Source organism: Sphingobium limneticum (assembly GCF_008710155.1).
Taxonomy (GTDB): Bacteria; Pseudomonadota; Alphaproteobacteria; order Sphingomonadales; family Sphingomonadaceae; genus Sphingobium; species Sphingobium limneticum.
Window position 1 is genome coordinate 39207 of record NZ_VYPZ01000019.1, and the last position, 26263, is coordinate 65469.

Annotated in this window: 26 protein-coding genes; 10 read left to right on the top strand and 16 right to left on the bottom strand. The window is 65.2% G+C overall.

What is annotated here, in order from left to right; all coding sequences use genetic code 11:
- The first annotated feature begins 4 nt into the window (after positions 1 to 4).
- From F4U94_RS17745 to F4U94_RS17755, 3 genes are all read left to right on the top strand, one after another.
- Positions 5 to 1252, top strand: coding sequence for a threonine ammonia-lyase (locus F4U94_RS17745; protein WP_120249613.1), 1248 nt, complete (start codon positions 5 to 7; stop codon positions 1250 to 1252).
- Between the two features lie 118 nt (positions 1253 to 1370).
- A complete protein-coding gene (locus F4U94_RS17750; protein WP_120251971.1) occupies positions 1371 to 2189 on the top strand; it encodes an arginyltransferase in 819 nt (272 codons plus the stop codon).
- Positions 2190 to 2329: 140 nt separating this feature from the next.
- On the top strand, positions 2330 to 4861 hold the full coding sequence (locus F4U94_RS17755) for a sensor domain-containing protein (protein ID WP_120249614.1): 2532 nt from the start codon (positions 2330 to 2332) through the stop codon (positions 4859 to 4861).
- A 31-nt stretch (positions 4862 to 4892) separates the two neighbouring features.
- Here F4U94_RS17755 and F4U94_RS17760 read toward each other — a convergent pair whose 3' ends face one another.
- From F4U94_RS17760 to F4U94_RS17775, 4 genes are all read right to left on the bottom strand, one after another.
- Positions 4893 to 6011 carry an RcnB family protein gene (locus F4U94_RS17760; RefSeq protein ID WP_120249615.1) on the bottom strand — a complete coding sequence of 373 codons (1119 nt, stop codon included), beginning with the start codon at positions 6009 to 6011 and terminating at the stop codon, positions 4893 to 4895.
- Positions 6012 to 6188: 177 nt separating this feature from the next.
- The gene (locus F4U94_RS17765) at positions 6189 to 6671 is read right to left on the bottom strand and encodes a GAF domain-containing protein (protein ID WP_120251972.1); all 483 of its coding nucleotides are present in this window, start codon (positions 6669 to 6671) and stop codon (positions 6189 to 6191) included.
- A gap of 77 nt (positions 6672 to 6748) precedes the next feature.
- The gene (gene arfB / locus F4U94_RS17770; protein WP_120249616.1) at positions 6749 to 7153 is read right to left on the bottom strand and encodes an alternative ribosome rescue aminoacyl-tRNA hydrolase ArfB; all 405 of its coding nucleotides are present in this window, start codon (positions 7151 to 7153) and stop codon (positions 6749 to 6751) included.
- Complete coding sequence (locus F4U94_RS17775) at positions 7140 to 7817, bottom strand: RluA family pseudouridine synthase (RefSeq protein ID WP_120249617.1); 678 nt, start codon at positions 7815 to 7817, stop codon at positions 7140 to 7142. The genes arfB and F4U94_RS17775 overlap by 14 nt, the downstream gene beginning before the upstream one ends.
- Before the next feature lie 74 nt (positions 7818 to 7891).
- On the opposite strand from F4U94_RS17775, the gene F4U94_RS17780 reads away from it, so the two are divergent.
- Complete coding sequence (locus F4U94_RS17780) at positions 7892 to 8851, top strand: acyltransferase family protein (protein ID WP_120249618.1); 960 nt, start codon at positions 7892 to 7894, stop codon at positions 8849 to 8851.
- Here the strand turns inward: F4U94_RS17780 and F4U94_RS17785 are convergent.
- The 3 genes from F4U94_RS17785 to F4U94_RS17795 form a co-directional block, all read right to left on the bottom strand.
- Complete coding sequence (locus tag F4U94_RS17785) at positions 8848 to 9327, bottom strand: hypothetical protein (protein WP_120249619.1); 480 nt, start codon at positions 9325 to 9327, stop codon at positions 8848 to 8850. The two genes, F4U94_RS17780 and F4U94_RS17785, sit on opposite strands and share 4 nt — an antisense overlap.
- An 84-nt stretch (positions 9328 to 9411) precedes the next feature.
- The gene (locus F4U94_RS17790; protein WP_120249620.1) at positions 9412 to 10275 is read right to left on the bottom strand and encodes a sigma-70 family RNA polymerase sigma factor; all 864 of its coding nucleotides are present in this window, start codon (positions 10273 to 10275) and stop codon (positions 9412 to 9414) included.
- On the bottom strand, positions 10275 to 10730 hold the full coding sequence (locus tag F4U94_RS17795; protein WP_120249621.1) for a carboxymuconolactone decarboxylase family protein: 456 nt from the start codon (positions 10728 to 10730) through the stop codon (positions 10275 to 10277). Before F4U94_RS17795 ends, F4U94_RS17790 begins: the two co-directional genes overlap by 1 nt.
- A 473-nt stretch (positions 10731 to 11203) precedes the next feature.
- Between F4U94_RS17795 and F4U94_RS17800 the strand changes: the two genes are divergently transcribed.
- Positions 11204 to 11605 carry an endonuclease domain-containing protein gene (locus F4U94_RS17800; RefSeq protein WP_120249622.1) on the top strand — a complete coding sequence of 134 codons (402 nt, stop codon included), beginning with the start codon at positions 11204 to 11206 and terminating at the stop codon, positions 11603 to 11605.
- Positions 11606 to 11695: 90 nt separating this feature from the next.
- Here the strand turns inward: F4U94_RS17800 and wrbA are convergent, their stop codons facing one another.
- Together wrbA and F4U94_RS17810 are read right to left on the bottom strand one after the other, a co-directional pair.
- Positions 11696 to 12295, bottom strand: coding sequence for an NAD(P)H:quinone oxidoreductase (wrbA, locus tag F4U94_RS17805; RefSeq protein ID WP_120249623.1), 600 nt, complete (start codon positions 12293 to 12295; stop codon positions 11696 to 11698).
- 116 nt (positions 12296 to 12411) lie between these two features.
- Entirely contained in the window at positions 12412 to 13131 is a 720-nt protein-coding gene (locus tag F4U94_RS17810) for a pirin family protein (RefSeq protein WP_120249624.1), read from the bottom strand.
- A 107-nt stretch (positions 13132 to 13238) separates the two neighbouring features.
- On the opposite strand from F4U94_RS17810, the gene F4U94_RS17815 reads away from it, so the two are divergent.
- From F4U94_RS17815 to F4U94_RS17825, 3 genes are all read left to right on the top strand, one after another.
- Positions 13239 to 14132 (top strand): LysR family transcriptional regulator, encoded by an 894-nt coding sequence (locus F4U94_RS17815; RefSeq protein WP_120249625.1) that lies wholly within the window; start codon positions 13239 to 13241, stop codon positions 14130 to 14132.
- A 294-nt stretch (positions 14133 to 14426) separates the two neighbouring features.
- Complete coding sequence (gene ctrA, locus F4U94_RS17820; RefSeq protein WP_056682290.1) at positions 14427 to 15134, top strand: response regulator transcription factor CtrA; 708 nt, start codon at positions 14427 to 14429, stop codon at positions 15132 to 15134.
- A gap of 107 nt (positions 15135 to 15241) precedes the next feature.
- On the top strand, positions 15242 to 15931 hold the full coding sequence (locus F4U94_RS17825) for a pentapeptide repeat-containing protein (protein WP_120251973.1): 690 nt from the start codon (positions 15242 to 15244) through the stop codon (positions 15929 to 15931).
- A 224-nt stretch (positions 15932 to 16155) separates the two neighbouring features.
- On the opposite strand, the gene F4U94_RS17830 is transcribed toward F4U94_RS17825, so the two are convergent.
- The gene (locus tag F4U94_RS17830) at positions 16156 to 16911 is read right to left on the bottom strand and encodes a hypothetical protein (RefSeq protein WP_120249626.1); all 756 of its coding nucleotides are present in this window, start codon (positions 16909 to 16911) and stop codon (positions 16156 to 16158) included.
- Between the two features lie 99 nt (positions 16912 to 17010).
- Positions 17011 to 18342: a S8 family serine peptidase gene (locus tag F4U94_RS17835; RefSeq protein WP_150412120.1), complete on the bottom strand. Its 1332-nt coding sequence runs from the start codon at positions 18340 to 18342 to the stop codon at positions 17011 to 17013.
- A gap of 88 nt (positions 18343 to 18430) precedes the next feature.
- On the opposite strand from F4U94_RS17835, the gene F4U94_RS17840 reads away from it, so the two are divergent.
- A complete protein-coding gene (locus F4U94_RS17840; protein ID WP_120249627.1) occupies positions 18431 to 18919 on the top strand; it encodes an RNA polymerase sigma factor in 489 nt (162 codons plus the stop codon).
- Positions 18916 to 19605, top strand: coding sequence for an anti-sigma factor family protein (locus F4U94_RS17845; RefSeq protein ID WP_120249628.1), 690 nt, complete (start codon positions 18916 to 18918; stop codon positions 19603 to 19605). Before F4U94_RS17840 ends, F4U94_RS17845 begins: the two co-directional genes overlap by 4 nt.
- 160 nt (positions 19606 to 19765) lie before the next feature.
- Here F4U94_RS17845 and F4U94_RS17850 read toward each other — a convergent pair whose 3' ends face one another.
- The 5 genes from F4U94_RS17850 to F4U94_RS17870 form a co-directional block, all read right to left on the bottom strand.
- Positions 19766 to 20071, bottom strand: coding sequence for a DUF3325 domain-containing protein (locus F4U94_RS17850; RefSeq protein WP_120249629.1), 306 nt, complete (start codon positions 20069 to 20071; stop codon positions 19766 to 19768).
- Positions 20068 to 21651: a PepSY-associated TM helix domain-containing protein gene (locus F4U94_RS17855; RefSeq protein ID WP_120249630.1), complete on the bottom strand. Its 1584-nt coding sequence runs from the start codon at positions 21649 to 21651 to the stop codon at positions 20068 to 20070. The genes F4U94_RS17850 and F4U94_RS17855 overlap by 4 nt, the downstream gene beginning before the upstream one ends.
- Positions 21648 to 21953 carry a hypothetical protein gene (locus F4U94_RS17860; protein ID WP_120249631.1) on the bottom strand — a complete coding sequence of 102 codons (306 nt, stop codon included), beginning with the start codon at positions 21951 to 21953 and terminating at the stop codon, positions 21648 to 21650. The genes F4U94_RS17855 and F4U94_RS17860 overlap by 4 nt, the downstream gene beginning before the upstream one ends.
- Positions 21954 to 22046: 93 nt before the next feature.
- Positions 22047 to 24668 carry an ATP-binding protein gene (locus tag F4U94_RS17865; protein ID WP_120249632.1) on the bottom strand — a complete coding sequence of 874 codons (2622 nt, stop codon included), beginning with the start codon at positions 24666 to 24668 and terminating at the stop codon, positions 22047 to 22049.
- On the bottom strand, positions 24661 to 26154 hold the full coding sequence (locus tag F4U94_RS17870) for an ATPase domain-containing protein (protein WP_120249633.1): 1494 nt from the start codon (positions 26152 to 26154) through the stop codon (positions 24661 to 24663). Before F4U94_RS17870 ends, F4U94_RS17865 begins: the two co-directional genes overlap by 8 nt.
- Positions 26155 to 26263: the final 109 nt, after the last annotated feature.

A 26263-nucleotide genomic window follows, 5' to 3' on the forward strand; every position in this document is an offset into this window, starting at 1 on the left:
GGCCATGACTACGCTCGCAAAGATCGAAAGCGCCCTGCCGCTGCCCATCACCGTCGATGACATACTTGCCGCGCGGACCCGTATTTCGGGTGCGCTCGTCAAGACGCCGACGCTGATTAGTCAGACGCTTTCCAACATGTTGGGTTGCAACGTCTATCTGAAATTCGAAAATCTTCAGTTCACCGCCGCCTATAAGGAGCGCGGCGCACTCAATCGTCTGCTGCAACTGGATGACGCGGCAAAGGCCAAGGGCGTGATCGGCGCGTCCGCCGGCAATCATGCGCAGGGGCTGGCCTATCATGGCAAGCGTCTGGGCGTGCCCGTCACCATCGTCATGCCCACCACCACTCCCACGGTGAAGGTCACGCAGACGCAAGGGCATGGCGCCACCGTGGTGCAACATGGCGAAAAATTCGACGATGCCTATGCCCATGCCCGACTGCTGGAGGTCGAGCAGGGCCTGACCTTCGTCCATCCCTTCGATGAGCCGGACATCATGGCCGGACAGGGCACCGTTGCGCTGGAAATGCTGGAAGACGCGCCGGAAATCGACACGCTGGTCATCCCGATCGGTGGCGGCGGCCTGTTTTCGGGCATGGCGACGGCGGCGCGCGCGATGAAGCCGGATATCCGGCTGGTCGGCGTGCAGGCCGAACTCTATCCGTCCATGTATGATTTCATCAAGGGCGCGGACCTGGCCTGCGACGGCGATACGCTGGCGGAAGGTATCGCGGTCAAGCAGCCCGGCGAAATCACCCGCCGCGTGGTCGAGCGGCTGGCCGATGATATCCTGCTCGTCACCGAACGGCGGCTGGAGGAGGCGGTGAGCCTGCTGCTCCAGATCGAAAAGACGGTGGTCGAAGGCGCAGGCGCCGCAGGACTCGCGGCTTTGCTGACCTATCGTGAGCAGTTTGTCGGTCGCAATGTCGGGCTGGTGCTGACCGGCGGCAATATCGACACGCGGTTGCTGGCCAATGTGCTGCTGCGCGATCTGGCGCGCTCGGGCCGTCTGGCGCGTCTGCGGATCATCCTTCAGGATCGGCCCGGCGCGCTGTTCCATGTCGCTCGTATCTTCGATCAGGAAGCGGTCAACATTCTGGAACTGGCGCATCAGCGTATCTTCACCAACCTGCCGGCCAAGGGCCTCAGCCTCGACGTCGAATGCGAAACGCGGGACCGGGCGCACCTTCAACGGCTGATCGCCGCGCTGGGTGAAGCAGGCTATGAGGTCGCGCCGATCGAGGTTGCGTAAGGGCGGGACTATGGCTCCCGCTTTTTCGTGGTAAACGCCCTTTTCACAGGGGCGTGGTGACGGCATATATCCGAAGCATGAGCAAACCCCGCCGTCACCATGAATGGGAGCCTGGAGCGTGACAGCCGCATTCCGTTTTCCCCGCTTCTTCGTGACCAATCCCAGCCCATGCCCCTATCTGCCGGGCAAGAGCGAGAGGAAGGTGTTTACCGAACTCAACGGCGACAATGCGGCTGAACTCAACGATGCGCTGGGGCGGATCGGTTTTCGCCGCAGCCAGAATGTCGCCTATCGCCCCAGTTGCGCCGACTGCTCCGCCTGCGTGTCGGTGCGGGTCGTCGCCAGCGAGTTTCAGCCCAATGCGACTCAGCGCAAGCTGATCCGACGCAACAGCGATTTGATCGCCACGGCGTGCAAGCCCTGGTCGACCGAAGAGCAATTCGCATTGCTCCAGCGCTATCTGGTCGATCGTCACCCCGGTGGCGGCATGACCGAGATGGACGAGATGGACTTTGCCGACATGGTCGAGCAGACGCCGGTCGACAGCTATATCATTGAATATCGCGAACCCGGCGTCGATGGTCGCCCCGGCAAGCTGATCGGCGCCTGCCTGACCGACCGGCAGGGTGACGGTCTGTCGATGATTTACAGCTTCTTCGACACGACGCTGGAGCATCGGCCGGGCCTGGGCAATTATATCATCCTGGATCATATCACCCGTGCCGCCGCTGCCGGATTGCCTTATGTCTATCTTGGCTATTGGGTCGATGGGTCGCCGCGGATGCAATATAAGGTCCGCTATCGTCCGCTGGAAAAACTCAGCCGCAGCGGTTGGGTGCGTTTCGATCCGCACGAGCAGGCGCAGGCCATTCGTGGCGTCCAGCCGCGCGACGAACCGCCGCTGCCGGTCGAACTGGTCGGCATGTTTCGGAAATAGAGATCGCTTCGATTATACTTTGGTCTAAGTTATTGATTAATATTGGTCATGTTGTTTTGGCCCTTTAGTCAATTTGTTTAACTTTCTTTGCTAGTCCCTCTTCATGCGCGCAGAGAGAGGCATCAGATCGGGAGCGGCTCATGGACCGCTTTGCTGATCGGCGATTTCACGATTTACGGTTGACGCCGGGCGACGATTTCGCCGCGCAACAATTGTTCCTGCACCGCAACGACCTTTTATTTTCGCCGGTTTTCGATCGGGTTTCGCCCCCGCTGCTGCGCTGGGTTGCGGATCATCGCGGCCGGTTGATCGCGATCGAGCGGGAAAGCAGCCGCTTCCGTCCCCGATTCGCGGCCGACCCGATCGGCTTTGGCTGGCGTGGCCTGTTGTCGGACGGGGACAGGCGGAGTTTGCTGTCGGCTGCCCGTGCCAGCGACAGGCCTCAGGCGCTGACATTGTCGCTGCGCTGCGCCGGCGGCCAGGAACGATGGTGCATGATCCGCATGGCCCGCATGGAAGGAGCAGGGCAGCCGCGCTGGTATGGCACGGTCGAGGATGTGCATGAGCGGCACGACCGCGATTCCCGCGTCCTGGCGGCGGCGCTGGCCGAAAGCCGCGAACATTACCGATCCTCGGTCGACCTCAGCCCGCAAGTGCCCTGGACCGCCAATCGCAACGGCAGCATCGAAGAGGTGGGGCCGCGATGGTTGGACCTGACCGGCATGGCACCGGACAAGGCGCTCGGCACCGGCTGGCTGGGCGCCCTGCATCCCGACGACCTGCAAAGAACGGTCGCCATATGGAACGGGCATCTGTCCAGCGGCGCGCCGGTCGATATCGACTATCGCATTCGCTTGCGCGACGGCAGCTATCGCTGGATGCGGGCGCGCGCATCGGCGCGGCGTGATCCGTCCGGCGCGATCCTGCGCTGGTACGGAACGCTGGAGGATGTCCATGCCGAACGGCTGGCGCAGACAGCATTGACCGATAGCGAGGAACGCTTCCGCCTGGCGGTACAGTCGGCGCGGCTGGGCATCTGGGATTTCGATTGCGTCAATGGCAGCCGCACCTGGTCCAACGAATTTCGCCGGATGCTGGGTCTGGACGAACATCAGGTGGCAACCACCGAACTGGCGCTGTCGCTGGTGCATCCGGGCGACCGGGATCGACTGAAATATATGCTGGAGGCGGTCGCTGCCGGCACGTTGCCACCGCATTTCGAGGCGACCCTGCGCATCTATCGCGCCGATACAGGCGCCTTGCGCTGGATTCGCAGTACCGGATGGATGACGCGTTCGGATGCCGGTCGCCCCTTGCGCATCATCGTCACTTTCCGCGACGTCACCGAAGAACATGATGCGGACGAGCGGATCCGCTGGGCCGCCACGCATGATCCGATGACGCGGCTGCCCAACCGCACCTTGTGGCAGGCGGCGCTGGAGGAAATGGCGGCGCGTGCCCAGGCAGACGGGCGGACGTTCGGCCTGCTGTTGCTCGACATAGACGATCTCAAGCGCACCAATGATGCGATGGGGCATGACGCAGGCGATGCGCTGCTCTGCGCCTTTGCGCAGCGTTTGGCATCGGTGGCGCCGGCGGATGCCGTGTTGGGGCGGCTAGGTGGCGATGAATTTGGCCTAGCCGCGCCGTCGCTGACCGACAGCGCGGCGCTGGAGCGGCTAAGTGCGGCCCTGATCGACAATGTCCGGACGCCGCATGTCCATCAGGGGCGTTCGCTCGATTGCGGTGTCAGCATCGGTGGCGCGGTGTTCGGCGTGCATGCCGACCGGGCCGAGGATCTGTTGAAGGCAGCCGATCTGGCGCTCTATGCCTCGAAAGGGGCTGGGCGCGGGCGGTTGACCTTGTTTCAATCCACCTTGCGCGCGCAGGCGCAGCAGCGCAGTTCGATGATCCGCATGGCGCGGCAGGTGGTTGCCGAACGGCTCGCCACCCCTTTCTATCAACCGCGCATCGACATGCGCAGCGGGCATGTGTTGGGCTATGAGGCGCTGCTGCGCTGGCATCATCCCCGGATGGGGGTGCAACTGCCCGGCACCATAGCCGCCGCCTTCGACCATCCCGAGATATCGGCGGCATTGACCGCGCAAATGCTGGACGCGGTGCTCGTCGATCTGCAATGCTGGCTGCGATCGGGCTTCGATCCGGGGCGGGTGGCGATCAATGCGGCGGCGGCGGACTTTGCGAGCGGGGATTTCGCCGACCGGGTGCTGAGCCTGCTGGATCGCGCCAATGTGCCCACGACGCATTTCGAGATCGAAGTGACGGAAAGTGTGTTTCTGGGGCGCGGCGCCGATCAGGTCGGCCATACGCTGCAACATTTTTCCGATGCCGGTGTGCGGGTGGCGCTGGACGATTTCGGCACCGGCTTCGCTTCACTGACCCATTTGAAGCAATATCCTGTCGATGTGCTGAAGATCGACCGCAGCTTCGTCAGTCATATCGAGCAGGATGTCGGTGACGCGGCGATCGTGGATGCGATCGTCAAGCTGGGCGGCAGTTTTGGCATGGAGGTCGTCGCCGAAGGCGTGGAGACGGCCGCGCAGGCCGATTTCCTGCTGCGCCAAGGTTGTATCGTGGGACAGGGATTTCACCTTGGCCGGCCACAGCCCGTCACCGCCTTTTTACCGCCAAAGGCCCGTTCGCAGCCATAGGGCCGGACCCCGGAAGGCCCGGCCCCGATGCTTATTTGCAGTGACAGCTCCGTACCGCGCGACGGCGCGCGGCTTTGCGATAGGGGACCGTTTCCGTGACATAGGTGGTGGTCGTCGTGGTCGTGACGGCGGGTTGCACCGTCACGGTCGTCACGATCGGCGCGGGATAATAATAGCCGTTGGCGATATAGCCGCCGCCTTGGCTGACCGACACCGGACCGTTGCCGGCCGACCAGTGAGGGCCGCCGGCATAGGGCGGGGCGTCATAGTCGACGCCGGCGCCGCGCACATCGCCTTCGAAATGGCCGTCATAAGTGCCGCTCACCTTCCGCCCGTCATCGGTGGTCCAGGTGCCGGTCCAGCGGCCTTCATATTCATTGGATGTGGTCACGCCATCGTCGGCGGCACCATAGCCATAATCATAGCCGGCACCGGGGCGGCGCGGCGGTGGTGGGGCGTTGCGACGCGAGCCATCCTCGGCCTTGTCGATCGCCAAGCCGGCGACGGCGCCGACGCCTGCGCCGATCAGCGTGCCGGCCGTGCGGTTGCCGCGCCCGGCGATGCGGTTGCCGGCGACACCGCCGACTACTGCGCCTATGGCAGCACCACCAACGCCATTGTCGCGGCGCGGCTCGTCATAATAGTCGTCGTCGCTATCGGGACCATAGCCGCCCTCGTAACGGCCCCAGTCCACATCGCTGCGGGAATCATAGACCCGGCCATAGCGATCGGTCATGACCGCATCGTCATAATAGCGCGACCAGCCATAGCCATTAGTCGGCGCGGGCAGGCCGTAAGCACCGTAATTGGCGATATAATAATTAGGGCTGACCCAATAGCGCGGCAGGACATAGCCATAGACCGGGCGCTGATAGCCGTTCCAGCCACCCGGCGCGCGCCAGCCGGCATACCAGCGGCCATTCTGGCGCGGTCCCCAGCGATGCCCGCCATTGTTCCACTGACCGTTCCAGGCGCCAGGCCGGGGGGCATGTGTACCGGGGCGAGGTACGACACCACCGGGGCGCGGGCCGTTCCAGCTCTTGCCCATCACCGGCAGCGCAGCGCCCGCACCGCTCGCGGCAACGGCCGGTGCCGTGACACAGGCCAATGCAGCGCCAGCCCCCAGCAGGAAAAGAGTTGGCGTTCGCATGGTTAACACTCCCTGTTTGTGCATGGCGTGCGAACCGGATGCGCAGGCCGAAATCCTAACGCATCATTTAGCATGCTGATCCACCGCTATCCATGATTCCCGCCCCGAAATCCTGTCCCGAAACGGGGCGGAAAGCGGAAGCGGGAGGTGGCGGCGAGGGAAAAGAGAGTTAACGGATCAGCCGATCCGTGCCGCAATGCATGCAGCAAGCGCCTCCAGTCCGCGCGCGTCGTCCGAGTCGAACCGGGCCACGCGGGGGCTGTCGAGGTCGATCACGCCGACCAGCCGGCCGTCATGCAGCACCGGCACGACGATTTCCGATGCGCTGGCAGCGTCGCAGGCGATATGGCCTGGAAAGGCGTGCACATCCTCCACCAACTGGGTTTCGCGCGTCGCCGCTGCCGTTCCGCATACGCCGCGCCCGACCGGAATGCGGATGCATGCCGGCTTGCCCTGAAACGGGCCAAGAACCAGCTCATCCTCCACCATCCGGTAGAAACCGGCCCAGTTGAGGTCGGGGAGGAACTGCCAGAGCAGCGCCGATATATTGGCCATGTTGGCGACCGGATCAGGCTCCGACGCAGTGAGCGCATCGGCAGCCGATAGCAGGTCGGCATAAAGGGTGGGCTTGTCAGCGGCGGTGGATGCAAAATCGTACATGGCGCCCATATAAGTGGGAATAAAGGGCGGAGCCAGTCCCGCGGTTGAATCCGCGCGGATGACCCGCGCATGCTCTGTCAGTCCATCTGCACTCTGCCGCGCCCCTGCTTCACCGAGCTGCGTGCCTTTTTTTCATCGACGCGGCGGGCCTTGGCGGCCTTGCCTGGCTTGGTTGCGATGCGGCGGGCGTCGCGGATGTGGGCCTTGGCGATCATATCGCTCAGTCGTTCGCGCGCATCCTGCCGGTTCGCTTCCTGCGTGCGGAAGCGGGAGGCCTGGATGACGATCTCGTTCGCCGATGTCAGCCGCGACCCCGCCAGTTCCTTGAGCTTGCGATAGGCGTAGGGCGGCAGGCCCAGTTTGAACAGGTCGACGCGCAGTTGGACCGTCGTCGCCACCTTGTTGACATTCTGCCCGCCCGGACCGCCGCCGGTGATGAAGCGCTCCTCCAGCGCGTCATCGGGAATATCAAATCCCGGCATCGTCCAGCAGATCCGGGCCGAAGCCGGCCGCTGTAAAAGTGTCGGGCAGGGGCGCCGTGGCGGCCGCAGCGGGCTTGTCTCCGCGCGCGATGCTCAGGAACCGGCTGTGGAGCAGCATCTTGCCCTCTCCATTGCCGTAGACCGGGTCGCCGACGATGCCGAAGCCCAGGCCGTGCAGGGTGTGGACGCGGATCTGGTGGGTGCGGCCGGTCTGCGGCGTGAAGGCGATGAGCGCGCGGCCATCCTTTTCCGCGATCTTGCGCCAGTGGGTGATGGCGTTCTTGCCAGCCTTGGCCGGGATCATGCGCCAGCCCTGCGATTCGCTGCTGATCTTCTTGAGCGCCAATTCGATCGTGCCGCTGTCTTCCGCAGGCACGCCATCGACCACGGCGACATAGCGTTTCTCGACCGTGCCGGCCTCGAACGCGGCGGCGAAGCGCTTGTGCGCCTTGGGATTGCGGGCGAGCAGCAGGCAGCCGCTGGTGTCGCGGTCCAGCCGGTGGACCGGCAGCGGCCAGCGCTGGAAGCCGAAGGTCAAAGAAGCGAGGTGATTTTCGAGCGCCAGCGATCCGTCGCGCGGCGCATCGACTGGCAGGCCGGCCGGCTTGTCGAGGATCAGCGCCTCGCCATCAATGAACAGGACTTTGTCGTCAAACAGGGACAAGAGGGGTATCCGATCGGAGTAAAAAAGAGTGGGTCAATTGACGCGCGCGCGGCTTCCTATAGGCGGTGGGGACGATGGACAACAGGGGGCATGACGCAAGCAAGGCGCAATTTCGGCTCGACTGGGTCGATGTGGCGCGCGGGATCGGCATCATTGCGGTGGTCATCGGCCATGTGTGGACGCGCGGGGGCGTGCGCGACGCCATGTATAGTTTCCATATGCCGCTCTTCTTCCTGCTGTCGGGCATGTTGTCCCGGCCTCATCCCATCATTTCCTTTACCCGGCGGCAGATATTCGGGCAGATGCGGCCCTATGCCGCGTTCCTGACCCTGTTGATCCTGGTCGACCAGATCGTCGAGCCGCTGAAAGGCGGGCGGCCCATTTTTCATCAATGGCCCGAGGATCTGGTGCCGATCCTGCTGGGCGGCTTCTGGCTGCGGGGGCCTTATACCATTTTCTGGTTCGTCCCCTGCCTTCTGATCGCGCGCCTGTTGTTCAACGCCGTGCTGCTGCGCTGGCCCGATGTGCTGGACCGGCGCTGGGCGTTCGTCCTGCTGCCGACCGTCATCCTTGCCTATGCAGCGGGCCACTTCACGGAGGCGTCGCCGCTGGGGTTACTGAGCGTGCCGATGGCGTTCGTCCTTCTGTGGGCGGGTGCGGTGTGGCCGCGGGTCCGCTGGCATAATGGCCTGATCGGGCCGCTCGCCCTGCTGGCCTTGGTCGGGCTGGCGGGGATCGCGCCTACGCTGAACATGAAGGTCGCGGACTATGGCTGGCCATTGGTGTCGATCGGGTCGGCGGTGGCGACATGCCTGCTGCTGTTCCGCCTGTCGGCCCGGATCGCGCCCTTTGCCGGACCGGTCGCGGCGCTGGGGCGGGCGTCGCTGGTGATCATGTACCTGCATGTCGCGCTGATCCATTATGGATCGCCCTATCTGGCCAAGCCCTGGCTGCTCGCGCTGGCGCTGGCGCTGCCTTTCGGCCTCCACGCCCTGATCCGCCGGTCGCGCGTCGCGACCCGTATCCTGCTTTAGCTGTCCCGGATCAGCGACATGCGATCGTCCACGCCGGCGCGGGCGACGATGCTGTAGGCGGCCTGCGCTATGACCTGCGCCTGCGTCAGTGCCGCGCCATCCTTTTCCCGCTGGGCGGAGGCGATGGGATCGGCGACGGCGGATGCCTGGGGGGAGGCATAATAATTTGTTTCGGCAAGACGATCGCCGAGCGTCGCGCGGACAGGGGTTTGCGACGCGGTGCTGGCCGTCACCTGTCGCGGGCCGGTGGAGGGTGCGCTGTAGGTCAGCGGTTCCGTCGTCGTCGGTGCCGTGATGACGACCGCGCTGGTGGTGGAGGGTGCGGGTTCCGTCGCTCCGGGCGTCGGGGTGGGGGCCGGCGTGGTCGTGCTGCTTTGCGTGGGCGTCGTGGCCGCCACGGCGCCCACGGTGGTTTCCGTCGTCTTCTTTATCTGTCCCCAGGCATTGCCGAGGCCGTTACCGATCGCGCCGATCATTAAATTTTCTCCCGTCCCCGCCGTTCTTATCCGTGCTGGCGCCTTCCATGCCCTCAACGAAGAAGGTTCGTGCCCCGTTAAGCCTTAATGGACATGCCGCAGCTTGTCCGGGTTGCGCATGATGTAGATGGCGCGGACCATGCCATCGGCGATATCGAGCGCAGTGGTCTGCAGCTCGCCATCCGCCTCGCGCGTGACGAAGCCGGGCAGGCCGTTGATCAGGCAGGTGCGCAGCAGCGTCGATCCATGTTTGCGGAAATTGACCGCCAGCGCCCGATGCAGTTGCATGACCTGACCAAAGCCCAGTGCCGGGCGGACGGTCGCGGGACGCTTGCCGCCGCCATCGCTGTGCAGGCTGACGTCGGCGGCGAGCAAGGCGCCGAGGCCGGTCATGTCGCCGCTGCGCGAGGCGGCGAAGAAAGCGGTGGCGATGTCCATGCCGCGCTGCTTTTCGACCTGGAAACGCGGCCGAGCGTCGCGCACATGGGTGCGGGCGCGGGCGGCCAGTTGACGGCAGGCGGCGGGATCGCGCTGGATCGTGACCGCGACTTCCTCGAACCCCAGGCCGAAGACATCGTGGAGCAGGAAGGCGGCCCGCTCCAGCGGGGATAGCCGTTCCAGCGCCAGCATCAGCGGCAGGGTGACGTCTTCTTCATCCTCGTCCGCTTGCTCGAACAGAGGCTCGGGCAGCCAAGGCCCTACATAGGTTTCGCGGCGCACCCGCGCGGATTTCAGCTGATCGAGGCAGAGGCGCGTCACCGTGCGGCGCAGAAAGGCCTCGGGCTCGCGAATGTCGGTGCGGTCGGTGCCCATCCAGCGGAGGAAGGCATCCTGCACCACATCCTCGGCATCGGCGACGGAACCCAGCATGCGATAGGCCACGCGGATGAGGCGGGGACGCAGCGGGTCGAAACTGGCGGCTGCGTCCATCTGCGTCCCCCGTTCCATCAGGCGGCTGCCTTCATCGGCATATCATACCAGAGGTCGAAGCCGATCGCGATGCGGTTCCAGCCGTTGATGATGTTGATCATCAGGGTCAGATTGACCTGTTCCTCCTCGGTAAATTCCCAGTTGAGCGCTTCTTTCGCGGCGCCATGCGTATGGCCCTCCGACAGGGTGGTCAGCGCTTCGGTCCAGGCCAGCGCGGCGCGTTCGCGGTCGGTGTAACAGGGGGCTTCGCGCCAGGCGGAGAGGAGGTAGATGCGCTGTTCGCTCTCCCCCTTCGCGCGGGCTTCGTAGGTGTGCATGTTGATGCAATTGGCGCAGCCGTTGATCTGCGACGCGCGGATCTTCACCAGTTCGATCAGGCTGGATTCCAGGCTGTCGCCGATGGTGGCGGAGAGCGCCGTCCAGCTTTTCATCAGCTGCGGTGCGGCGGCATAGGGGTTGATCTTGTCGGTCATGATGCAGTCCTTTCGCTTGGGGTCTGCTGGCATGACGAGATGGGCCGGGCGGATGTGACATGGGGGCATGATTTTTTCGCCCGACGGTGACGCGGTTCGGGACGCGACGAGCGAAGTTCACACCGTTGCAGGGTTTTTTGGGCGGCAAGCGCTCGTGAGGCGTTCGCGAAGCGCCCCCAGCGCGACAGGGGCGCGACAGGGGCGCGACGAGTGGGCGACACAGGAGCGACAGACGCGCGACACCTGCGGGCCATGAAGGCGACCGGGCCGCGACCGGTGGGCGACGCACAGGCGGCGCGGGTGGGCAGGGGGTGTGAGGTGAGGGCGGCCTGATCCATAACGGGGGAGTAGATCAGGCGAAATCCTATTTTGGAAGGCTGTTGGAGTGGTGAAAGAGCCCTGCGGCTCCCCTCCCTGAAAGGGAGGGGCTGGGGGTGGGTAGCGCGCGGAGCGCGTATCGCTATCATAGGATCATGCGTCGCATCCCCGAGCATATGACGGCCAATGCCCGTGCCCTGCGAAACGGGCAGACCGATGTCGAGCGGCTCGTTTGGCGAGAATTACGTCGGTATCGGCCACGCTTCACCCGCCAACTGGTCGTCGGCCCCTATATATTGGACATGGCTTGTCGAACCGCGAAGTTGGCGCTGGAATTTGATGGCTCTCAGCATGGCGATAACCAGGCCTATGATGCCCGCCGGTCCATTTTTCTTGAAGAAGCGGGGTGGGTGGTTCTGCGATTCTGGAACAATGAGGTGTTCGACAATCTGGAAGGGGTGTTGACCGCCATCTTGGACAAGGCCGCCGAGTGCCTCGGCGGAACCCACCCCCAACCCCTCCCTTTCAGGGAGGGGAGAAAAAGAGGCGCGAATTAGACATGCAAAAAGGGGCTGGCGCATAGTCCCGATGCGCCAGCCCCTTACGGCCATTTGCATGCCGCACGCCTTAGACGGCGTGCGTGCCCGTCAGCCGTGCAGCTTGATCGCGGTTTCGGCGATGCGGCGGCCCTGATAGCGAGCGCCATCCAGTTCCTCTTCGCTGGGCTGGCGGCTGCCGTCGCCGTCGGCCAGCGTGGTCGCGCCATAGGGCGATCCGCCGCGTACCTTGTCCACGCCCATCTGGCCCGCAAAGCCATAGTCGAGGCCGACGATGGTCATGCCGAAATGCAGCAGGTTGGTGATGATCGAGAAGAGGGTGACTTCCTGGCCGCCATGCTGCGACGCGGTCGAGGTGAAGGCGCCGCCGACCTTGCCGTTCAGCGCGCCGCGCGCCCACAGGCCGCCGGCCTGGTCGAGGAAGGCCGCCAACTGGCTGGACATGCGGCCAAAGCGGGTGCCGGTGCCCACGATGATCGCGTCATAATCCGCCAATTCCGCGACGGTGGCGATCGGTGCTTCCTGATCCAGCTTGAAATGCGCGCCCTGCGCGATTTCCAGCGGCACGGTTTCGGGTACGCGCTTGATGTCGACGGTCGCGCCGGCAGCGGCCGCGCCTTCGGCCACGGCCTTCGCCATGGTTTCGATATGCCCGTAGGAAGAATAATAGAGAACCAGAACCTTAGCCATGATGCGTCTCCTGTTCGATGGGTGGGGAAAGGGATGGCCGCCCGCGCCAAGGGAGGGGTATTGCGCGAGCGGCCCGGCCCGTCCGAGGGGAGGGGGATGGACGGGCCAAAGGGGTGTTAGATGCTGTCCACCAGGACGATTTCGGCATCCTCCTGAGCGGTGATGGTGATTGGCGCGCCGCTGATGATCGCCGCGCCGTCGCGCGCCTCGAAGGGCTGACCGTCAATCTCGATGCGGCCCGTTGCCGGGACCAGATAGAGGTGGCGGCCTTCCTCCGTCGCGTAGGTCACGCTCTCACCCGCCTTTATCGTGCCGCCCAGCAGGCGGGCGTCGGCGCGGATGCGCAGCGCTTCGCGGTCTTCGTCATAGCCGCTGGCCAGAACCCGAAGCGCGCCCGAACGGTCGTCCTTCGGGAAAGGCTTGGCACCCCAGCAGGGCTGACCGCCGCGTGTGCGGGGAATGACCCAGATCTGGAAGAGGGTGGTGGTTTCATCCTCCAGATTATATTCGGCGTGGCGAATGCCGGTGCCGGCCGACATCACCTGAACATCGCCGGCCGCCGTACGACCCTGATTGCCCAGGCTGTCGTTGTGCGTGATGGCGCCGGTGCGGACATAGGTGATGATTTCCATGTCGGCATGCGGATGCGGCGGAAAGCCCGAACGCGGGCCGATCTCATCGTCATTCCACACCCGGATCGCGCCCCAGTGGACGCGGTCCTCATCATGATAATCGGCGAAGGAAAAATGGTGGCGCGCGTTCAGCCAGCCATGGTCGGCATGGCCAAGCGACGCGAACGGGCGGCGCTCGATGCGGCTCGCTGTCGTGATGCTCATGTGGCGTTACCTTTCGTTGCGGAGGCAGATGCTTCCGCTTGCTTTCCACCAATCTAGCCATCAGGGTCGTTTCTTAAACCGGCAGCTTTGAAACGGATTGTTTCCCGATGCGACTACCTGACTTCGAGGCCTGGGCGATGTTCGCCGCCGTGGTGGAACATCGCAGCTTCACCGACGCGGCCAAGGCGCTGAGCGTGTCGAAGGCGACCGTGTCCAAGGCGGTGACGCGGCTGGAGGAGCATCTGGACACCAGCCTGTTCAACCGCACCAGCCGTCGCCTGGCGCTGACCGAGAGCGGCAAGCGGCTGGCCGATCATGCCCAGCGCATCCTGATCGAGGGGCAGGCGGCGGAAGAGGCGGCGCGCGACGAAACGGCGGACCTGTCCGGCACGGTGCGGCTGGGCGCGCCGATGACGTTCGGCCTGCTGCGAATCGCGCCTTTGATCGCGAAATTCACCAAGGAACATCCGCTGGTCGATGTCGACCTGCATCTGTCCGACGCGAAGATCGATATTGTGGAGATGGGGCTGGATGCGACGATCCGCATCGCCGACATGCCCGACAGTTCGCTGCGCGCGCGGCGGCTGGCGGATGTGACGATGCACGTCATCGCTTCGCCCGCCTATCTGGACGAGCGCGGGCGGCCGCAGCATCCGTCCGACCTGGGGAGCCACGACTGCCTCTGCTATTCGAACGCGACAGCGCCGGACGTGTGGCGCTTTGCCGGTCCGGGGCAGCAGAATGTGGTGGTGCAGGTGCGCGGCCGCATTACCGTGAACAGCGGGGAAGCGATGCTGCCCGCGCTGCGCATGGGGGTGGGGGTGGCGCGCCTGCCCGACTTCATCATCGGTGATGCGCTGGCGAAGGGCGAGGTGGAGGAAATCCTCACCGATTGGCGCCCGCCGCCCTTCGGCCTGCACCTGGTGACGCCGCCGTCGCGGCTGCGCCCGGCGCGTGTCGATGCGCTGCTGGACTTCCTGACCAAGCATCACGGCTGTTAACCCGGATCAGGCCCGGAGTAAGATTTCCTTCAGCATGTTCGCGCCATGATGGGACTGCGAATGGGGCCGAGAGGCCTCGTTTCGCAGGTGAATCCATCTTGACTCCGGGCGGGCCGTTACGGTCTCAACCCTTTGTAAACAGATTCGAATTGGCGCGACTCGTGGATTCCTGCCGGTTAGCGAAAAATTAACCTTTGTCCTTCAGAAGTTTTTTGGTTAATGAATTGGAGCAGAAGCCGTTCTGGTGGGGTGAACGGGACTGCTACTGACCGGAAGGTGCAAAAGGGGCTTCACATGCGCGTGCTGCTGATCGAGGACGAACCGACCACCGCCAAGGCGATCGAGCTGATGCTCACGACCGAGGGGTTTAATGTCTACACGACTGACCTGGGTGAGGAAGGCCTCGATCTGGGCAAGCTGTATGATTATGATATCATCTGCCTGGACCTGAACCTGCCGGACATGCACGGCTATGACGTGCTCAAGAAGCTGCGCGCTGCCAAGGTGCAGACGCCGGTTCTGATCCTGTCGGGCATTTCGGAAATGGACAGCAAGGTCCGGTCCTTCGGCTTCGGCGCGGACGACTATGTGACCAAGCCCTTCCATCGCGAAGAGCTGATCGCCCGCATCCACGCCGTGGTGCGCCGGTCCAAGGGCCATAGCCAGTCGGTCATCCGCACCGGCAAGCTGTCGGTCAACCTAGACGCCAAGACGGTGGAAGTGGACGGCAATCGCGTCCACCTGACCGGCAAGGAATATGCGATGCTGGAGCTGCTTTCGCTCCGCAAGGGCACGACGCTGACCAAGGAAATGTTCCTGAACCACCTGTATGGCGGGATGGACGAGCCGGAACTCAAGATCATCGACGTGTTCATCTGCAAGCTGCGCAAGAAGCTGGCGCTGGCATGCAGCGGCGACAATTATATCGAGACGGTCTGGGGCCGCGGCTATGTGCTGCGCGATCCGGACGAAATCCTGGAGGAGCAGGCCAAGGTCGCCTGATCCGACACGCATTGCCCAGGGGGGTGGAAAGGCCGGCGTCCGAAAGGATCGCCGGCCTTTTCCGTTTCGGCTTGGATCATGTCCCGGCTTGCGGTTATGGCGGGGGCATGGATGACCTGTTTGCCGATCGCACCATAAGCGAACAGACGCTGGGCCGGGCCGATATCGCGCCGCTGGTCGGGGGATTGCCCCACCATCTGGTCGATTGCGACCTGGATGAGGCCGACCTGTCGGGGCTGGACCTGTCGCGCTGGACGTTCGAGCGGTGCCAGTTGCGCCGCACCGACCTGACCGGGGCCAAGCTGGACGGATCGCGCTGGATGTCCTGCCGGGGTGGGTTTGCGACCTTTGCCGGGGCGGACCTGCGCGAGGCGGCATTGACCGCCTGCGATTTCAACAATGGCGCGTTCCGGCGGGCCAAGCTGTTCGGTTCCAAGTTCGAGCGGTGCAAGCTGACCGGCGCGGACCTGACCGATGCCAGTGCGCTGGACATGGAGTTCAAGGAGACGCTGCTGGTCAACGCGCGGCTGCCGGGCTTTTCCTTCCGCAAGCAGGTGGTGACGGCGGTGGATTTCAGTCAGGCGGATCTGGCCAAATGCGATTTTCGCGGCACCTTGTTCGATGGATGCAGTCTGCGCGACGCGACGCTGGACGGATGCCGGTTCGACGGGGCGGACCTGCGCGGGGCCGACATCAGCGGGTTGCGGCTGGTCAATGCCGGCCTGTTCCGGGGCGCGACGATATCGCGCGAGCAGGCCGGGCAATTGCTGGGCGAACTGGGCCTGAACGTTCGTTAGAGCATGATCCGATTAAATTGAATCGGATCATGCTATAACAGTTTTTGTTTTCCGCATTTTGCGAGCCGCCAGCTGTGCCAGCTGACTTCAAAATGCGCTGATCTGCGCTGAAAAGGGGAATGGGCCAGCGGCCTGAAAGGCTGCCGGCCCATTCGTCAGGCGGAGGGGCTTTGGCCAAGCGGTGTGGAACGGGCCCGCTTGGCCGCATGCCCCGGCGGGGTCAATCAGTCCGCCTGATCGGGGGTATCGTTGCTGCTGGTGCCGCCGGTCGAAGAGCCTTGGCCGCTGACCTGACCCGACAGCGAGCCGCTGGCGTCGATTGAGGCCGCGTTGTTGACGGCGCCCGTCGCTTGCCCTGCGGCATTGCCGGCGGCCGAACCGGCGCGGTCCTTCACGGCGGAGGCGCGATCGCGGGCGTTGCCGACCGTGGTGCCGGCCCGGTCGCGCGCGCTGGCGAGGGTGCCGGTCGCCCTATCACGGGCGGCACCAGCGGTTTCAGTGGCACGGTTGCGCGCGGCGCCGGCGGTTTCAGTGGTACGATCACGGACGGTGCCGGCCGTATCGGTGGCGCGGTCCCGGACCGAACCGACCGCATTGCGGGCGTCATTGGTGCCGAGCGTATCGACCGCCAGGCTGCCGGTGGCCGAACCGTCCGCCGAACCCGAAGCGCTGGCGCTGCGGCTCTTGCCGTTGCGGGTGGCGGAACCGCTGGCAGCGCCATCGGCGCGGCTGCGGCTCGATCCGCTGGCGCCCACGCGGCCATTGTCGAGGTCGATGCTGCGATCGAGGCTGCCGGCGCCGCCCAGCGTGCCGCCGAGCGAACCGCCAAAGCCGCCGCTGCCGCCACCGCCCAGTGCGCCGCCGAGCGAGCCGCCCAAGCCGCCCAGGCCGCCACCGCCGCCGCCCAGCAACTGGGCCGAGGCAGGGGCCACCGACAGGACGGTGAGGCAGGCTGCGGCGATCAGATACTTGGCTTTCATCTCATATCTCCTTCATCAATATCGTCGTGATGAAAGGAGAACGGGAGGGACTGTCGCTTTAATCCCGATGCCTGTGAAATAATTTCAAGCTACGGAAATTCAGTCGTTATTTCTGCAATTGCCGCAGATGACGGGCGCCTGTCCCTTCCGAGCCGAGCCTGCTTCGGCGCGCAGGGCGGCCAGCGTGCCGCGCGCCAGCAGCCGGCCGGCGACCAGCGGCGCGGCGAAGCTGGTGCCGCGAACGGCTGCCTTGCCACCCTGCATATCGGCCGCCTGCATGTCCGCGCCGGGGGCGGCGAAATCGACATGGAGCGCGCGCCCGGCTTCGGGCAAAGGCCGCCCGCGCCCGTCTATGCCGGTGACGGCGATCACGCCGGGGTAGGAGGCGGGATAGGCGGGCGGCGCGGCCGGGCCATCATTGCCGACCGCCGCGACAACCGTCACGCCCTTGTCCCGCGCCAGCCGGATCGCGCCGTCGAGCAGGGGATTGGCCGGCCCGACCAGGCTGACCGTGACCACGCGCACGCCGCGCGCCGCCATCCATCCTAGCGCGCGGACGATGGCGAAGGCGCCGCCGCCGGCCGGATCGTCGCCATAGACATCGGCCACCAGTAAGGGGGTGCCCGGTGCTGCGCCGCGCACAGCACCTTCGCCGCTGATGAGCGAGGCGACGGCGGTGCCGTGCGGGCTGGCGCGGGGGGCGCCCTGTGCGAAGCCGCGCTGTTCGATGGCGGATGCAAGCGAGGGGTGGCGGCCCACGCCGCCGTCGATCAGGCCGGCGACGCGCCCGTCCATCTTGCCCCCGCCGGCAAGCGCGGCGTTCGTCAGCGCCAGCGCCGGGCCGCTGGGGAAATAGAGATTGTCTGCGCTTGCCTGCGCTTGCGGTGCGAGCTTGCGCACATCGCGCAGGGCGCGGGGCAGGCTTTTGTCCTTGGGCGGGGTGAGGCGGGCGATGGGCAGATCTATGCCTTCGACCGTTTCACTGTCCACGCTATAGCCTGCCGCGCGCAGGGCGGCGAGCGCACCATCGTCCGCGCCGGTCAGCAGGATGACGCCGCGCCGGGCCGGTTCGCGCCGGTCGTCCAGTTCGATCCGGTCGCCATGCCGGCGTAGCAGGTCGCTCACTCGCGCGGCGCGGGCGGCCGCCAGCCGATCGGCAAGCCGGGCGGGACTGAGGCGATTCAGCCCGGTCGCATCGAGCGCCGACCCGACCCGGTCGCCGACCTGATCCCCAACCTTTCCAAGCGTATCGGGCACGACCTGACCTATGCCACCCTGACTAACTGGGCCAAGGCCGCCGCCGCCCGGCAACAATTGCGCCTGCGCGTCCGACAGGGTCGTCGGCGCCAGCAGGATCAGGCCCGCCATCATCCATGGGCGCGTCAGCTTCATGTCCGCCTCACCGTTCCGTTCGCGTGCAAAATCATCCATTGCGAAAAAATGTCCATTCGTCATCTGTCTGCGGGATGAAACGGATGGGCTGGCACGTTTCATCCTTCGAACAAGCGACGGAGTATGGATGTCATTCGAACGCGACCTGCTGGATATCCTGCCCCGGCTGCGGCGTTTTGCCGCCAGCCTGTCGCGGGATCGCGCCGATGGGGACGATCTGTGCCAGGCGGCGCTGGAGCGCGGCCTGAAGGCGCGCGATCAGTGGCAGCCGGGCACCCGTCTGGACAGCTGGATGTATCGGATCATGCGCAACCTGTGGATCGACGAAGCCCGTGCCCGGCAACGCGCCGCGAAGACCTTTGCCCCCGAAGAGGCGGGATTAACGGTTGGCCATGCCGGCGATCGCGATGTGGAGGCGCATATGATGCTGTCCGACGTCGACCGGGCGATGCAGGCATTGCCCGACGAACAGCGCGAGGCGATCGCGCTCGTGCTGGTCGAGGGGCTGTCCTACAAGGAAGCGGCGGCGGTGCTGGGCATACCGACGGGCACTTTGACGTCGCGGCTGGTCCGGGGGCGTGGCGCATTATTGGAACTGATGGGAGAGGCGGCATGACGGATATCGACGAAGCCATGCTGATCGCGATGGTCGATGGCGAACTGGACGAGGTGAACCGGCGCCGGTTGGAGCGCGCCGTTGCGGGCGATCCGGCGCTGGCCGAGCGGCTGGCGCAGCATCGCCGATTGCGGGAGCGGCTGGCGGGCCATTATGCGCCGGTGGCGCAGGAGCCGGTCCCCGATCGGCTGCGCAGCCTGTTGGAAGAAAGCGAGACGGTGGTGCCGATGAAGGGGCCAGTCCGCCGCTGGGGTGGCTGGGCCATGGGTGGCGCGATCGCGGCCAGCCTGGTGCTGGGGCTGGGTGTTGGGCGCTTTTCCGGTGGTGCGGCCGGGCCGATCGGCATGAAGGATGGCGTCATGGTGGCGCAGGGTCCGCTTGCCAACGCGCTCGATAGCCAGTTGGCGTCGGCGCAGGATGGGGCGGGGATCCGCATCGGCCTGACCTTCCAGCGCAAGGGCGGCGGCTGGTGCCGCAGCTTCGACGGGGCGATGGCGGGCGTTGCCTGCCGTGAAGGCGAAGGCTGGCAGGTGCAGCAGGTGTTGCCGGGGGCGGGTCGGGAAACGACTTATCGGCAGGCGTCGTCCGCCGATGCGCGGGTCATGGCGACTGTAGATGCGCTGATGGATGGGGCGCCGGTCGATGCCGTTGGCGAGAAAGCGGCGGTGGCGAAGGGGTGGCGGTGATAGGCTGGATTTACAGTAACGCGCGATGATGTGAGCCTATGGCTTTGCGTTCTCCGGCGCAGGCCGGGGGCCAGTTTCACCCTCTGAACTGGCCCCCGGCCTGCGCCGGGGAACGCTTTATATCCACTCGCCAGCGGTCGATCCACTCAGCCCGGATATATTACCCTTTCCGCGCCGGCTTCGCCTTCACCGGTTGGCGGGCGATCGTGCGATTGAGGCGGAACAGGACCAGCCCGGCGCCCAGCGTCAGATGCGCGCACCAGGCGACCGCGCCATAGCCGGCACCCAGGCCGATCATGTCGACCGCCAATGCCGCCAGCAACAGGGAGAAGCCGGCATGGCGCAGCAGGCGGCTGGTCCCCGCATCCAGCTTGCGCCCGACGAAATCGGGCTGGTGCCGCACCATGGCGGCGCACAGGCTAGCGAAACCGGCGATGCAGAGCGCGATGGCGATGATGTGGGTCATGCGGTGGCCAGTTCTTCCTTGATCGCGCGGGCGCGGCGCGGGGGCTTTGCAGTGGTGGCGCGGGCCGCCTTGCGCGCGGCGAAGCCAAGGCCGACGGCGAGGATCAGCATGGCGATGTCGAAGGCGACGAACAGCCAGTCGCCCGACAGCAGGCCGGTGATGCCGTTACGCGGCACCGTGAGCGCATTGATGACCGGGACGGCGGCGAACAGGCCACCGGCCAGCGCCAGGCTTTCCACCCAGGCCCGCTTTTCGGGACGTGCGATCGCCCAGATCAGCGTCGCGCCCCAGACGATGAACAGGCTGTGGATTTCCCAGTCCGCGCGGGCTTCCATGCCCAGGGGCAACAGGCGATTGGCCAGGAAATAGGTGGCGATGCCCGCCGGCAGGCCGGCGATGGTGGCGACGTTCATCCGGCTGACCAGGCGGAAGCCGAAATGGGGATGCGCGGGATCGGGCAGCTTGGCGCGGCGTTTGACCGTCCACAGGACAAGGCCGCTGCCGACCATGATCGTGCCGCCGATGCCGGACAGGAAATAGAGCCAGCGCAGGCCCCAGCCGGCGAAGCGGCCGGCATGCAGGCCGATCATCACGCTTTGCGTTGCCATGGCGCCACCCTGCGGTGCGCTTGCTTCGATCAGGTCGCCGGACGTGCCGGAAAAGACAATGCTTTCGCCGCGCGATCCGATCGCGCCGCTGGAGGCGCGGGTCAGGGTGATGGTGCTGTTGCTGTCGCCGGGCAGGGCGACCCTCACCGAGCCGACATCGGCTCCGTTCCAGCGTTGACGCGCGACCTCCATCAACGGGGTCACGGGCACGAGCGGCGCGGCGATGCCGGAGCGTTCCACCTCCGCCCGGCCGGGGAAGACCTCTTCGAAAAAGGCGTCGGGCTGGCTATAATTGGCCGCGATGCCCCAGGGCATATATTGCGTCGCCAGCGTGACCAGCCCGGTATAGGTGATCATCAGATAGAAGGGCAGGGCGAAAACCGCCGTGACATTATGCGCGTCGAGCCAGCTGCGCTGCCCCTTGCCGAAGCGCAGCATGAAGAAGTCGGCGAAGATCTTCTTGTGAGTGACGATGCCGCTGAAAATCGCGATCAGCATGAACATCGCCGCGACGCCGACCAGATAGCGCGCCCAATGGACCGGGATATAATGCAGGTCGAAATGGAAGCGGTAGAGGAAGAAGCCGCCCTGGGTTTCGCGTGCGGTGACGGGCTGACCCTGGCCGTCCAGCGTGGCGCTGGTGTCGCCGCGCCGACCGCGCCGCTTGCGGGGCTCTTCGCCTTCCACCTTGCGCGGTTGCCAGAACACATTGGCGGTGGGGGTACGCGCCGAAGGGGGGGAGATGAACCAGTTTTCCGCATCCGGCTGGGTGCGGTTAAGATAGGTGATGGCGGCCTGTGTCGCGGCTTCCCGATCGGGCGCGGCGATGACTTCCGGCTTCATCCAGCGGCTGATCTCCTCCTGGAAATAAGCGGCGGTACCGGTGACGAACATGGCGAAAAGCAGCCAGCCCAGCAGCAGCCCGGTCCAGGTGTGGAGCCAAGCCATGGACTGGCGGAAACCGTCCTTCATGCGCGGCCTCCCAACTGAAGCGAGAGCGCGAGGAGGCCGCCCAGCAATGCGGTGCTGCCGACCATCCAGAGCCAGACCTTGGCCGTCGAACGGGCGTGGAAGATCGCCATGGCGATTAGCGCGAAGATGAGGAAGGAGGTGAGGGTGGCCGCGATGGTGGCCTCCGCACGGCTGAGCGGCAGGTGGCGGGCGAGCAGCGCGGTGGCGATCGCGGTCAGGGCATAGTTGAGCGGAATCGCCGCCAGGACACGGCTGGCTACGGCCAGCCTGTAGCGTGGTGCGGGGGAAGCTCTGGAAGCCATGACGTCAGTCCACTCTGCGGTATTAATGATAATAGTTCGCAGGAGCGGGTAGGCGAGGGCAGCGCTGATGTCTACTTCAAAATGAGGGGGCGATCAGCTGCCGGCCCCCGCCATCATCTCGTCGATCTTGGCCGCCAGCGCGTCGAGCGCGAAGGGTTTGGTGATCATGCCCATATTTTCGCCCAGGAAGCCGGCGCGCACGGCAGCATTTTCGGCATAGCCGGTGACGAACAGGATCGGCAAATGCGGGCGATGTTCGCGCGCGACTTCGGCCAATTGGCGGCCGTTCATCCCCGGCAGGCCGACATCGGATACCATGAGGTCGATCGGTCGGCCCGATTGCAGTATCGGGATCGCTTCGGCCGCGTCGCCCGCCTCCAGCGTGACATAGCGCAGATCCTCCAGCACGTCGCGTACCAGCAGGCGGACGGATGGGTCATCCTCCACCACCAGCACGGTCTGGCCATGGCCTTCCTGTATCGGCTGCGCCACCTGGCCTTCAGCCTCACCCGTGACCTCGCCTGCGGGCAGGTAGAGTTTGACCGAGGTTCCGACGCCGGGCTGGCTGTGGATGCGCACCTGACCGCCCGATTGCCGCGCAAAGCCATAGACCATCGACAGGCCAAGGCCGGTGCCCTGGCCGATCGGCTTGGTGGTGAAGAAAGGTTCGAACACCTTGTCGATCATGTCGGGGGCCATGCCGACGCCGCTGTCGGACACGGCGATCACGACATAATGGCCCGCCGCCATATCCGGCTTGGCCGCGACATAGGCGTCGTCCAGTTCGATCGTACCGACCTCCACCGTCAGGTCGCCGCCGTCGGGCATGGCGTCGCGGGCATTGATCGCCAGGTTCAATATGGCGTTTTCCAGCTGGTTGGGATCGACCACCGCATGGGGCGCATCTTCACCCGGCACGATGGTCAGCCGGATATTTTCATGGATGGAGCGCGCGAGCAGATCGTCGAGGGCGGTGACGAGCGCGTTGATATCCACCGACCGGGCATCGAGCGACTGGCGGCGGGAGAAGGCGAGCAGCCGGGCGGTCAGCGCTGCGGCGCGCTGCGCGGAGGTAGAGGCGGCGTCCATGAACCGGTCGAGATCGTCCAGCCGGCCGGACGCGATCCGGCGCTTGACGATGTCGATGCCGCCGATCACGCCGGTCAGCATATTGTTGAAGTCATGGGCGATACCCCCGGTCAACTGGCCCACCGCCTCCATCTTCTGGCTCTGGCGCAGGGCGGCTTCGGCCCGGGCGCGGCTGACCATTTCGGCCTCCAGCGCGGCGGTGCGTTCGGTGACCTTTTGTTCCAGCGTCTGGTTGGTGCGCTGGGCGGCCTGCACCAGCCGGGCATTTTCGATCGAGATCGCCGCCTGCGCCGACAGGCCAAGCGCCAGCCGCTCGGCCCGTTCGTCAAACTGGCCGGGCTGCGCATGGCCGAAGAAGAGGCCGCCGATCACTTCGCCCGATCGCGCGATGACCGGCACCGCCAGATAGGACACGACCTTCAAATGTCCCTTGGGCATGCCATGATAGGTGTCGTGGCGGCCATAGCGGGGATCGCGGGTGACATCGGCCGATCGCACCACGCCGGTCCCCGCAAAGGTCGGCGCGAAGATGTCGGTATTGCGCGGCATGGGGAAATTTCTGAAATCGTCCATCGACGCGCCCGACAGGCTGTAGAGCAGGTAGCTTTCGCCGGCATCGTCGATCCGATTGTAGAAGAAGGCGCCGATTTCCGCCCCGGTCAGTTCGCGGCCGGCATCCACCACCGTCTGGACCAGGCGGTCGAGATCCAGTTCGGCCGCCACATGCCGGCCGGTCCGGTTGAGAATGTCCAGCGCCAGGCTTTCCTCGCGCAGCGCGGCTTCCGACGCGGCAAGGGCGGCGGCGGCGCGCTTCTGCTCCGAAATGTCGATGACGGTGCCGATCAGGCGGACGACCTGGCCATCCTCCTTGATCGCGCCGCCCTTGGCCGCGATCCAGCGTTCCACGCCATCGTTCGGCCCGATGGTGCGATATTCGATGTCGATCTGGCCGTCGCCGAGCGGATCGAGCGCGGCCGTCACGGCTGCGGCCGCCGGTTCGCGATCGTCAGGATGCAGGCCGGGGAGGAACTGGGCTTCATAGCTGATGGCCGTATCGGCGGGGACGCCGAACATCGCCTTGCACCGTTCGTCCCAGCGCAACTGGTTCGCGACGATGTCGAAATCCCAGGTGCCGATATTGGCGACCGCTGTAGCCAGGCGCAGCCTATTTTCGCTGGTCGCCAGCTCCTCGATGCGATCGCGCATCTCGAACTGCTTGCGGCGCGCGCGCATGGCCGAAGCGATCGCGCTGACCAGGGATGCCACGCCCAGCGGCCGCTCCAGCACCACCGTATTGGTGACGAGGTCGAGCAGGCGGCCGGGCATCCAGGGGCCGGGCGGGGTACGGCTGGTCCGCTGCGCCCGCAGCAGGATGAAGGGCACGTCGGACCAGTCGGCCTGCGCGCCGATCGCCGTGCGCAACAGGGTAAGGTCGCCGGTCAGCGCCTCTTCGGTGACCAGGACCGCGCCGACATTTTCATTCAGCGCAGCCGCAACCGCGCCGATATCCGGGCAGATATGGAGGTCGTAACCCTCGGCTGCGAGGAGTTTGGTGACGCTGTCGGCATCGCGCCCATAGGGCGCGCAGATGAGAAGGCGATGACCCTCTCGCAGGGAGTCAGGCATCACTGGTGCGATCTTCCATCAGGGGTTTGGTGGCGCCCAAATATTCGGGCGTGCCGGTCAACACCCCACGGAATGCGCGCAACGGCTCGCCCACCCGCACGCCATCCTTGTCTATGCGAAATTCCCGGATGGCGTCTTCATGCACGCCGCCGCGATTCTTGAGCACGGAAATGGCCTTGCGCACGCGCCCTTCCGCTTCGAAAAAGCGCAGCAGCACGACGGTGTCGGCGACGTAGGAGATATTGAGGTTGGTCGACATCGTGCCCACCAGCCCATGCTGCGGATTGATGAGGAAGGTCACCACGCCCCGCTGGCTGAGATAGGAGAGGAGTTCGTGCATCTGGAGCAGCAATTGCTGTTCCTGGGGCATGGCGGCCATATAGCCGTTCAGGCTGTCGATCACGATCATGCGGACGCCGCGTTCCTCCACCTCGTGCCGGACGCGCGCGGCAAATTCGCCCGGCGAGATTTCGGCCGGGTCGATCTGCTGGATCGTCAGGCAGCCCTGATCGACATGGCGGGTGATATCCAGGCCGAAGGCGTTGGACCGGGTTAGCAATGTGCCGACACGCTCGTCAAATTCGAACAGGGTGCATGGCTCGCCCCGTTCGCAGGCGGCATAAAGATATTGCAGGGCGATGGTGGTCTTGCCCGACCCGGCCGGTCCGGTGATCAGCGTGCTGGTGCCGCGCATCGGGCCACCGCCCAGCAAGGCGTCGAGTTCCACAACTTCGCTCTGCACCATGTCGCCGGTGAAATCGCTATGATGATCGGCGGCGATCAGGCGGGGGAAGATATCCACGCCGCCCTTGCGGATCATCATGTCATGATAGCCGGCGGTGAAGTCTATGCCGCGCAGTTTCTGCACCTGCATGCGCCGGCGCGCCGCGCCAAAGTCCAGCGTCAGCCGTTCCAGCGTGACGACGCCATGGCACAGGCTGTGCAGATGGGCGTCGCGGGCGTCGGCCGATCCGGTCATGTCGTCGACCAGGATGACGGTGCTGTCGCGGCCGGAGAAGAATTGCTTCAGGGCCAAAACCTGACGACGATAGCGCAGCGGATCCTGCGCCAGCAGGCGCATTTCGGACAGGCTGTCGAACACGACGCGAGTGGGGCGGACCCGCTCCACTTCGTCCTGGATCAGGCGGATGGTTTCGCCCAGCTCCATTTCCCACGGGTGGATGATGGATTGTTCGCGACCATTGCCGAATACGTCATCGGCGGATTCCAGTTCGAACACGTCGAAGCCATCGAGCGTCCAGTCATGGGACGCGGCGACGGCGCCCAGTTCCTCGCGGGTTTCGGACAGGGTGATGTACAGAACCCGCTCGCCCTTACGGATGCCCTCGCGCAGAAATTGCAGCGCGAGCGTAGTCTTGCCCGATCCCGGCGCGCCTTCCAGCAGATAGAGACGACTGGCGGGGATGCCGCCGCCCAATATCTTGTCCAGGCCCACATTGCCGGTCGAAATGATCTTGAGGTTCATCTGTTGTCTCGTCTCTCGTCTATGCCGGACACGCTAGACTGTCCGATGGAAAACAGAAGCGAAAGCAGCGGACGAAGGGCAAGATTGCAGGAAGTTGGCAGCTATTGCG

What these genes read in the sequence shown, in the direction of transcription:
- F4U94_RS17745 (WP_120249613.1), top strand. Translation starts at nt 5, where the DNA reads ATGACTACGCTCGCAAAGATCGAAAGCGCCCTGCCGCTGCCCATCACC.
- F4U94_RS17755 (WP_120249614.1), top strand. Translation starts at nt 2,330, where the DNA reads ATGGACCGCTTTGCTGATCGGCGATTTCACGATTTACGGTTGACGCCG.
- F4U94_RS17760 (WP_120249615.1), bottom strand. Translation starts at nt 6,011, where the DNA reads ATGCGAACGCCAACTCTTTTCCTGCTGGGGGCTGGCGCTGCATTGGCC.
- F4U94_RS17765 (WP_120251972.1), bottom strand. Translation starts at nt 6,671, where the DNA reads ATGTACGATTTTGCATCCACCGCCGCTGACAAGCCCACCCTTTATGCC.
- arfB (WP_120249616.1), bottom strand. Translation starts at nt 7,153, where the DNA reads ATGCCGGGATTTGATATTCCCGATGACGCGCTGGAGGAGCGCTTCATC.
- F4U94_RS17780 (WP_120249618.1), top strand. Translation starts at nt 7,892, where the DNA reads ATGGACAACAGGGGGCATGACGCAAGCAAGGCGCAATTTCGGCTCGAC.
- F4U94_RS17785 (WP_120249619.1), bottom strand. Translation starts at nt 9,327, where the DNA reads ATGATCGGCGCGATCGGTAACGGCCTCGGCAATGCCTGGGGACAGATA.
- F4U94_RS17790 (WP_120249620.1), bottom strand. Translation starts at nt 10,275, where the DNA reads ATGGAACGGGGGACGCAGATGGACGCAGCCGCCAGTTTCGACCCGCTG.
- F4U94_RS17795 (WP_120249621.1), bottom strand. Translation starts at nt 10,730, where the DNA reads ATGACCGACAAGATCAACCCCTATGCCGCCGCACCGCAGCTGATGAAA.
- F4U94_RS17800 (WP_120249622.1), top strand. Translation starts at nt 11,204, where the DNA reads ATGCGTCGCATCCCCGAGCATATGACGGCCAATGCCCGTGCCCTGCGA.
- wrbA (WP_120249623.1), bottom strand. Translation starts at nt 12,295, where the DNA reads ATGGCTAAGGTTCTGGTTCTCTATTATTCTTCCTACGGGCATATCGAA.
- F4U94_RS17810 (WP_120249624.1), bottom strand. Translation starts at nt 13,131, where the DNA reads ATGAGCATCACGACAGCGAGCCGCATCGAGCGCCGCCCGTTCGCGTCG.
- F4U94_RS17815 (WP_120249625.1), top strand. Translation starts at nt 13,239, where the DNA reads ATGCGACTACCTGACTTCGAGGCCTGGGCGATGTTCGCCGCCGTGGTG.
- ctrA (WP_056682290.1), top strand. Translation starts at nt 14,427, where the DNA reads ATGCGCGTGCTGCTGATCGAGGACGAACCGACCACCGCCAAGGCGATC.
- F4U94_RS17825 (WP_120251973.1), top strand. Translation starts at nt 15,242, where the DNA reads ATGGATGACCTGTTTGCCGATCGCACCATAAGCGAACAGACGCTGGGC.
- F4U94_RS17830 (WP_120249626.1), bottom strand. Translation starts at nt 16,911, where the DNA reads ATGAAAGCCAAGTATCTGATCGCCGCAGCCTGCCTCACCGTCCTGTCG.
- F4U94_RS17835 (WP_150412120.1), bottom strand. Translation starts at nt 18,342, where the DNA reads ATGGATGATTTTGCACGCGAACGGAACGGTGAGGCGGACATGAAGCTG.
- F4U94_RS17840 (WP_120249627.1), top strand. Translation starts at nt 18,431, where the DNA reads ATGTCATTCGAACGCGACCTGCTGGATATCCTGCCCCGGCTGCGGCGT.
- F4U94_RS17845 (WP_120249628.1), top strand. Translation starts at nt 18,916, where the DNA reads ATGACGGATATCGACGAAGCCATGCTGATCGCGATGGTCGATGGCGAA.
- F4U94_RS17850 (WP_120249629.1), bottom strand. Translation starts at nt 20,071, where the DNA reads ATGACCCACATCATCGCCATCGCGCTCTGCATCGCCGGTTTCGCTAGC.
- F4U94_RS17855 (WP_120249630.1), bottom strand. Translation starts at nt 21,651, where the DNA reads ATGAAGGACGGTTTCCGCCAGTCCATGGCTTGGCTCCACACCTGGACC.
- F4U94_RS17860 (WP_120249631.1), bottom strand. Translation starts at nt 21,953, where the DNA reads ATGGCTTCCAGAGCTTCCCCCGCACCACGCTACAGGCTGGCCGTAGCC.
- F4U94_RS17865 (WP_120249632.1), bottom strand. Translation starts at nt 24,668, where the DNA reads ATGCCTGACTCCCTGCGAGAGGGTCATCGCCTTCTCATCTGCGCGCCC.
- F4U94_RS17870 (WP_120249633.1), bottom strand. Translation starts at nt 26,154, where the DNA reads ATGAACCTCAAGATCATTTCGACCGGCAATGTGGGCCTGGACAAGATA.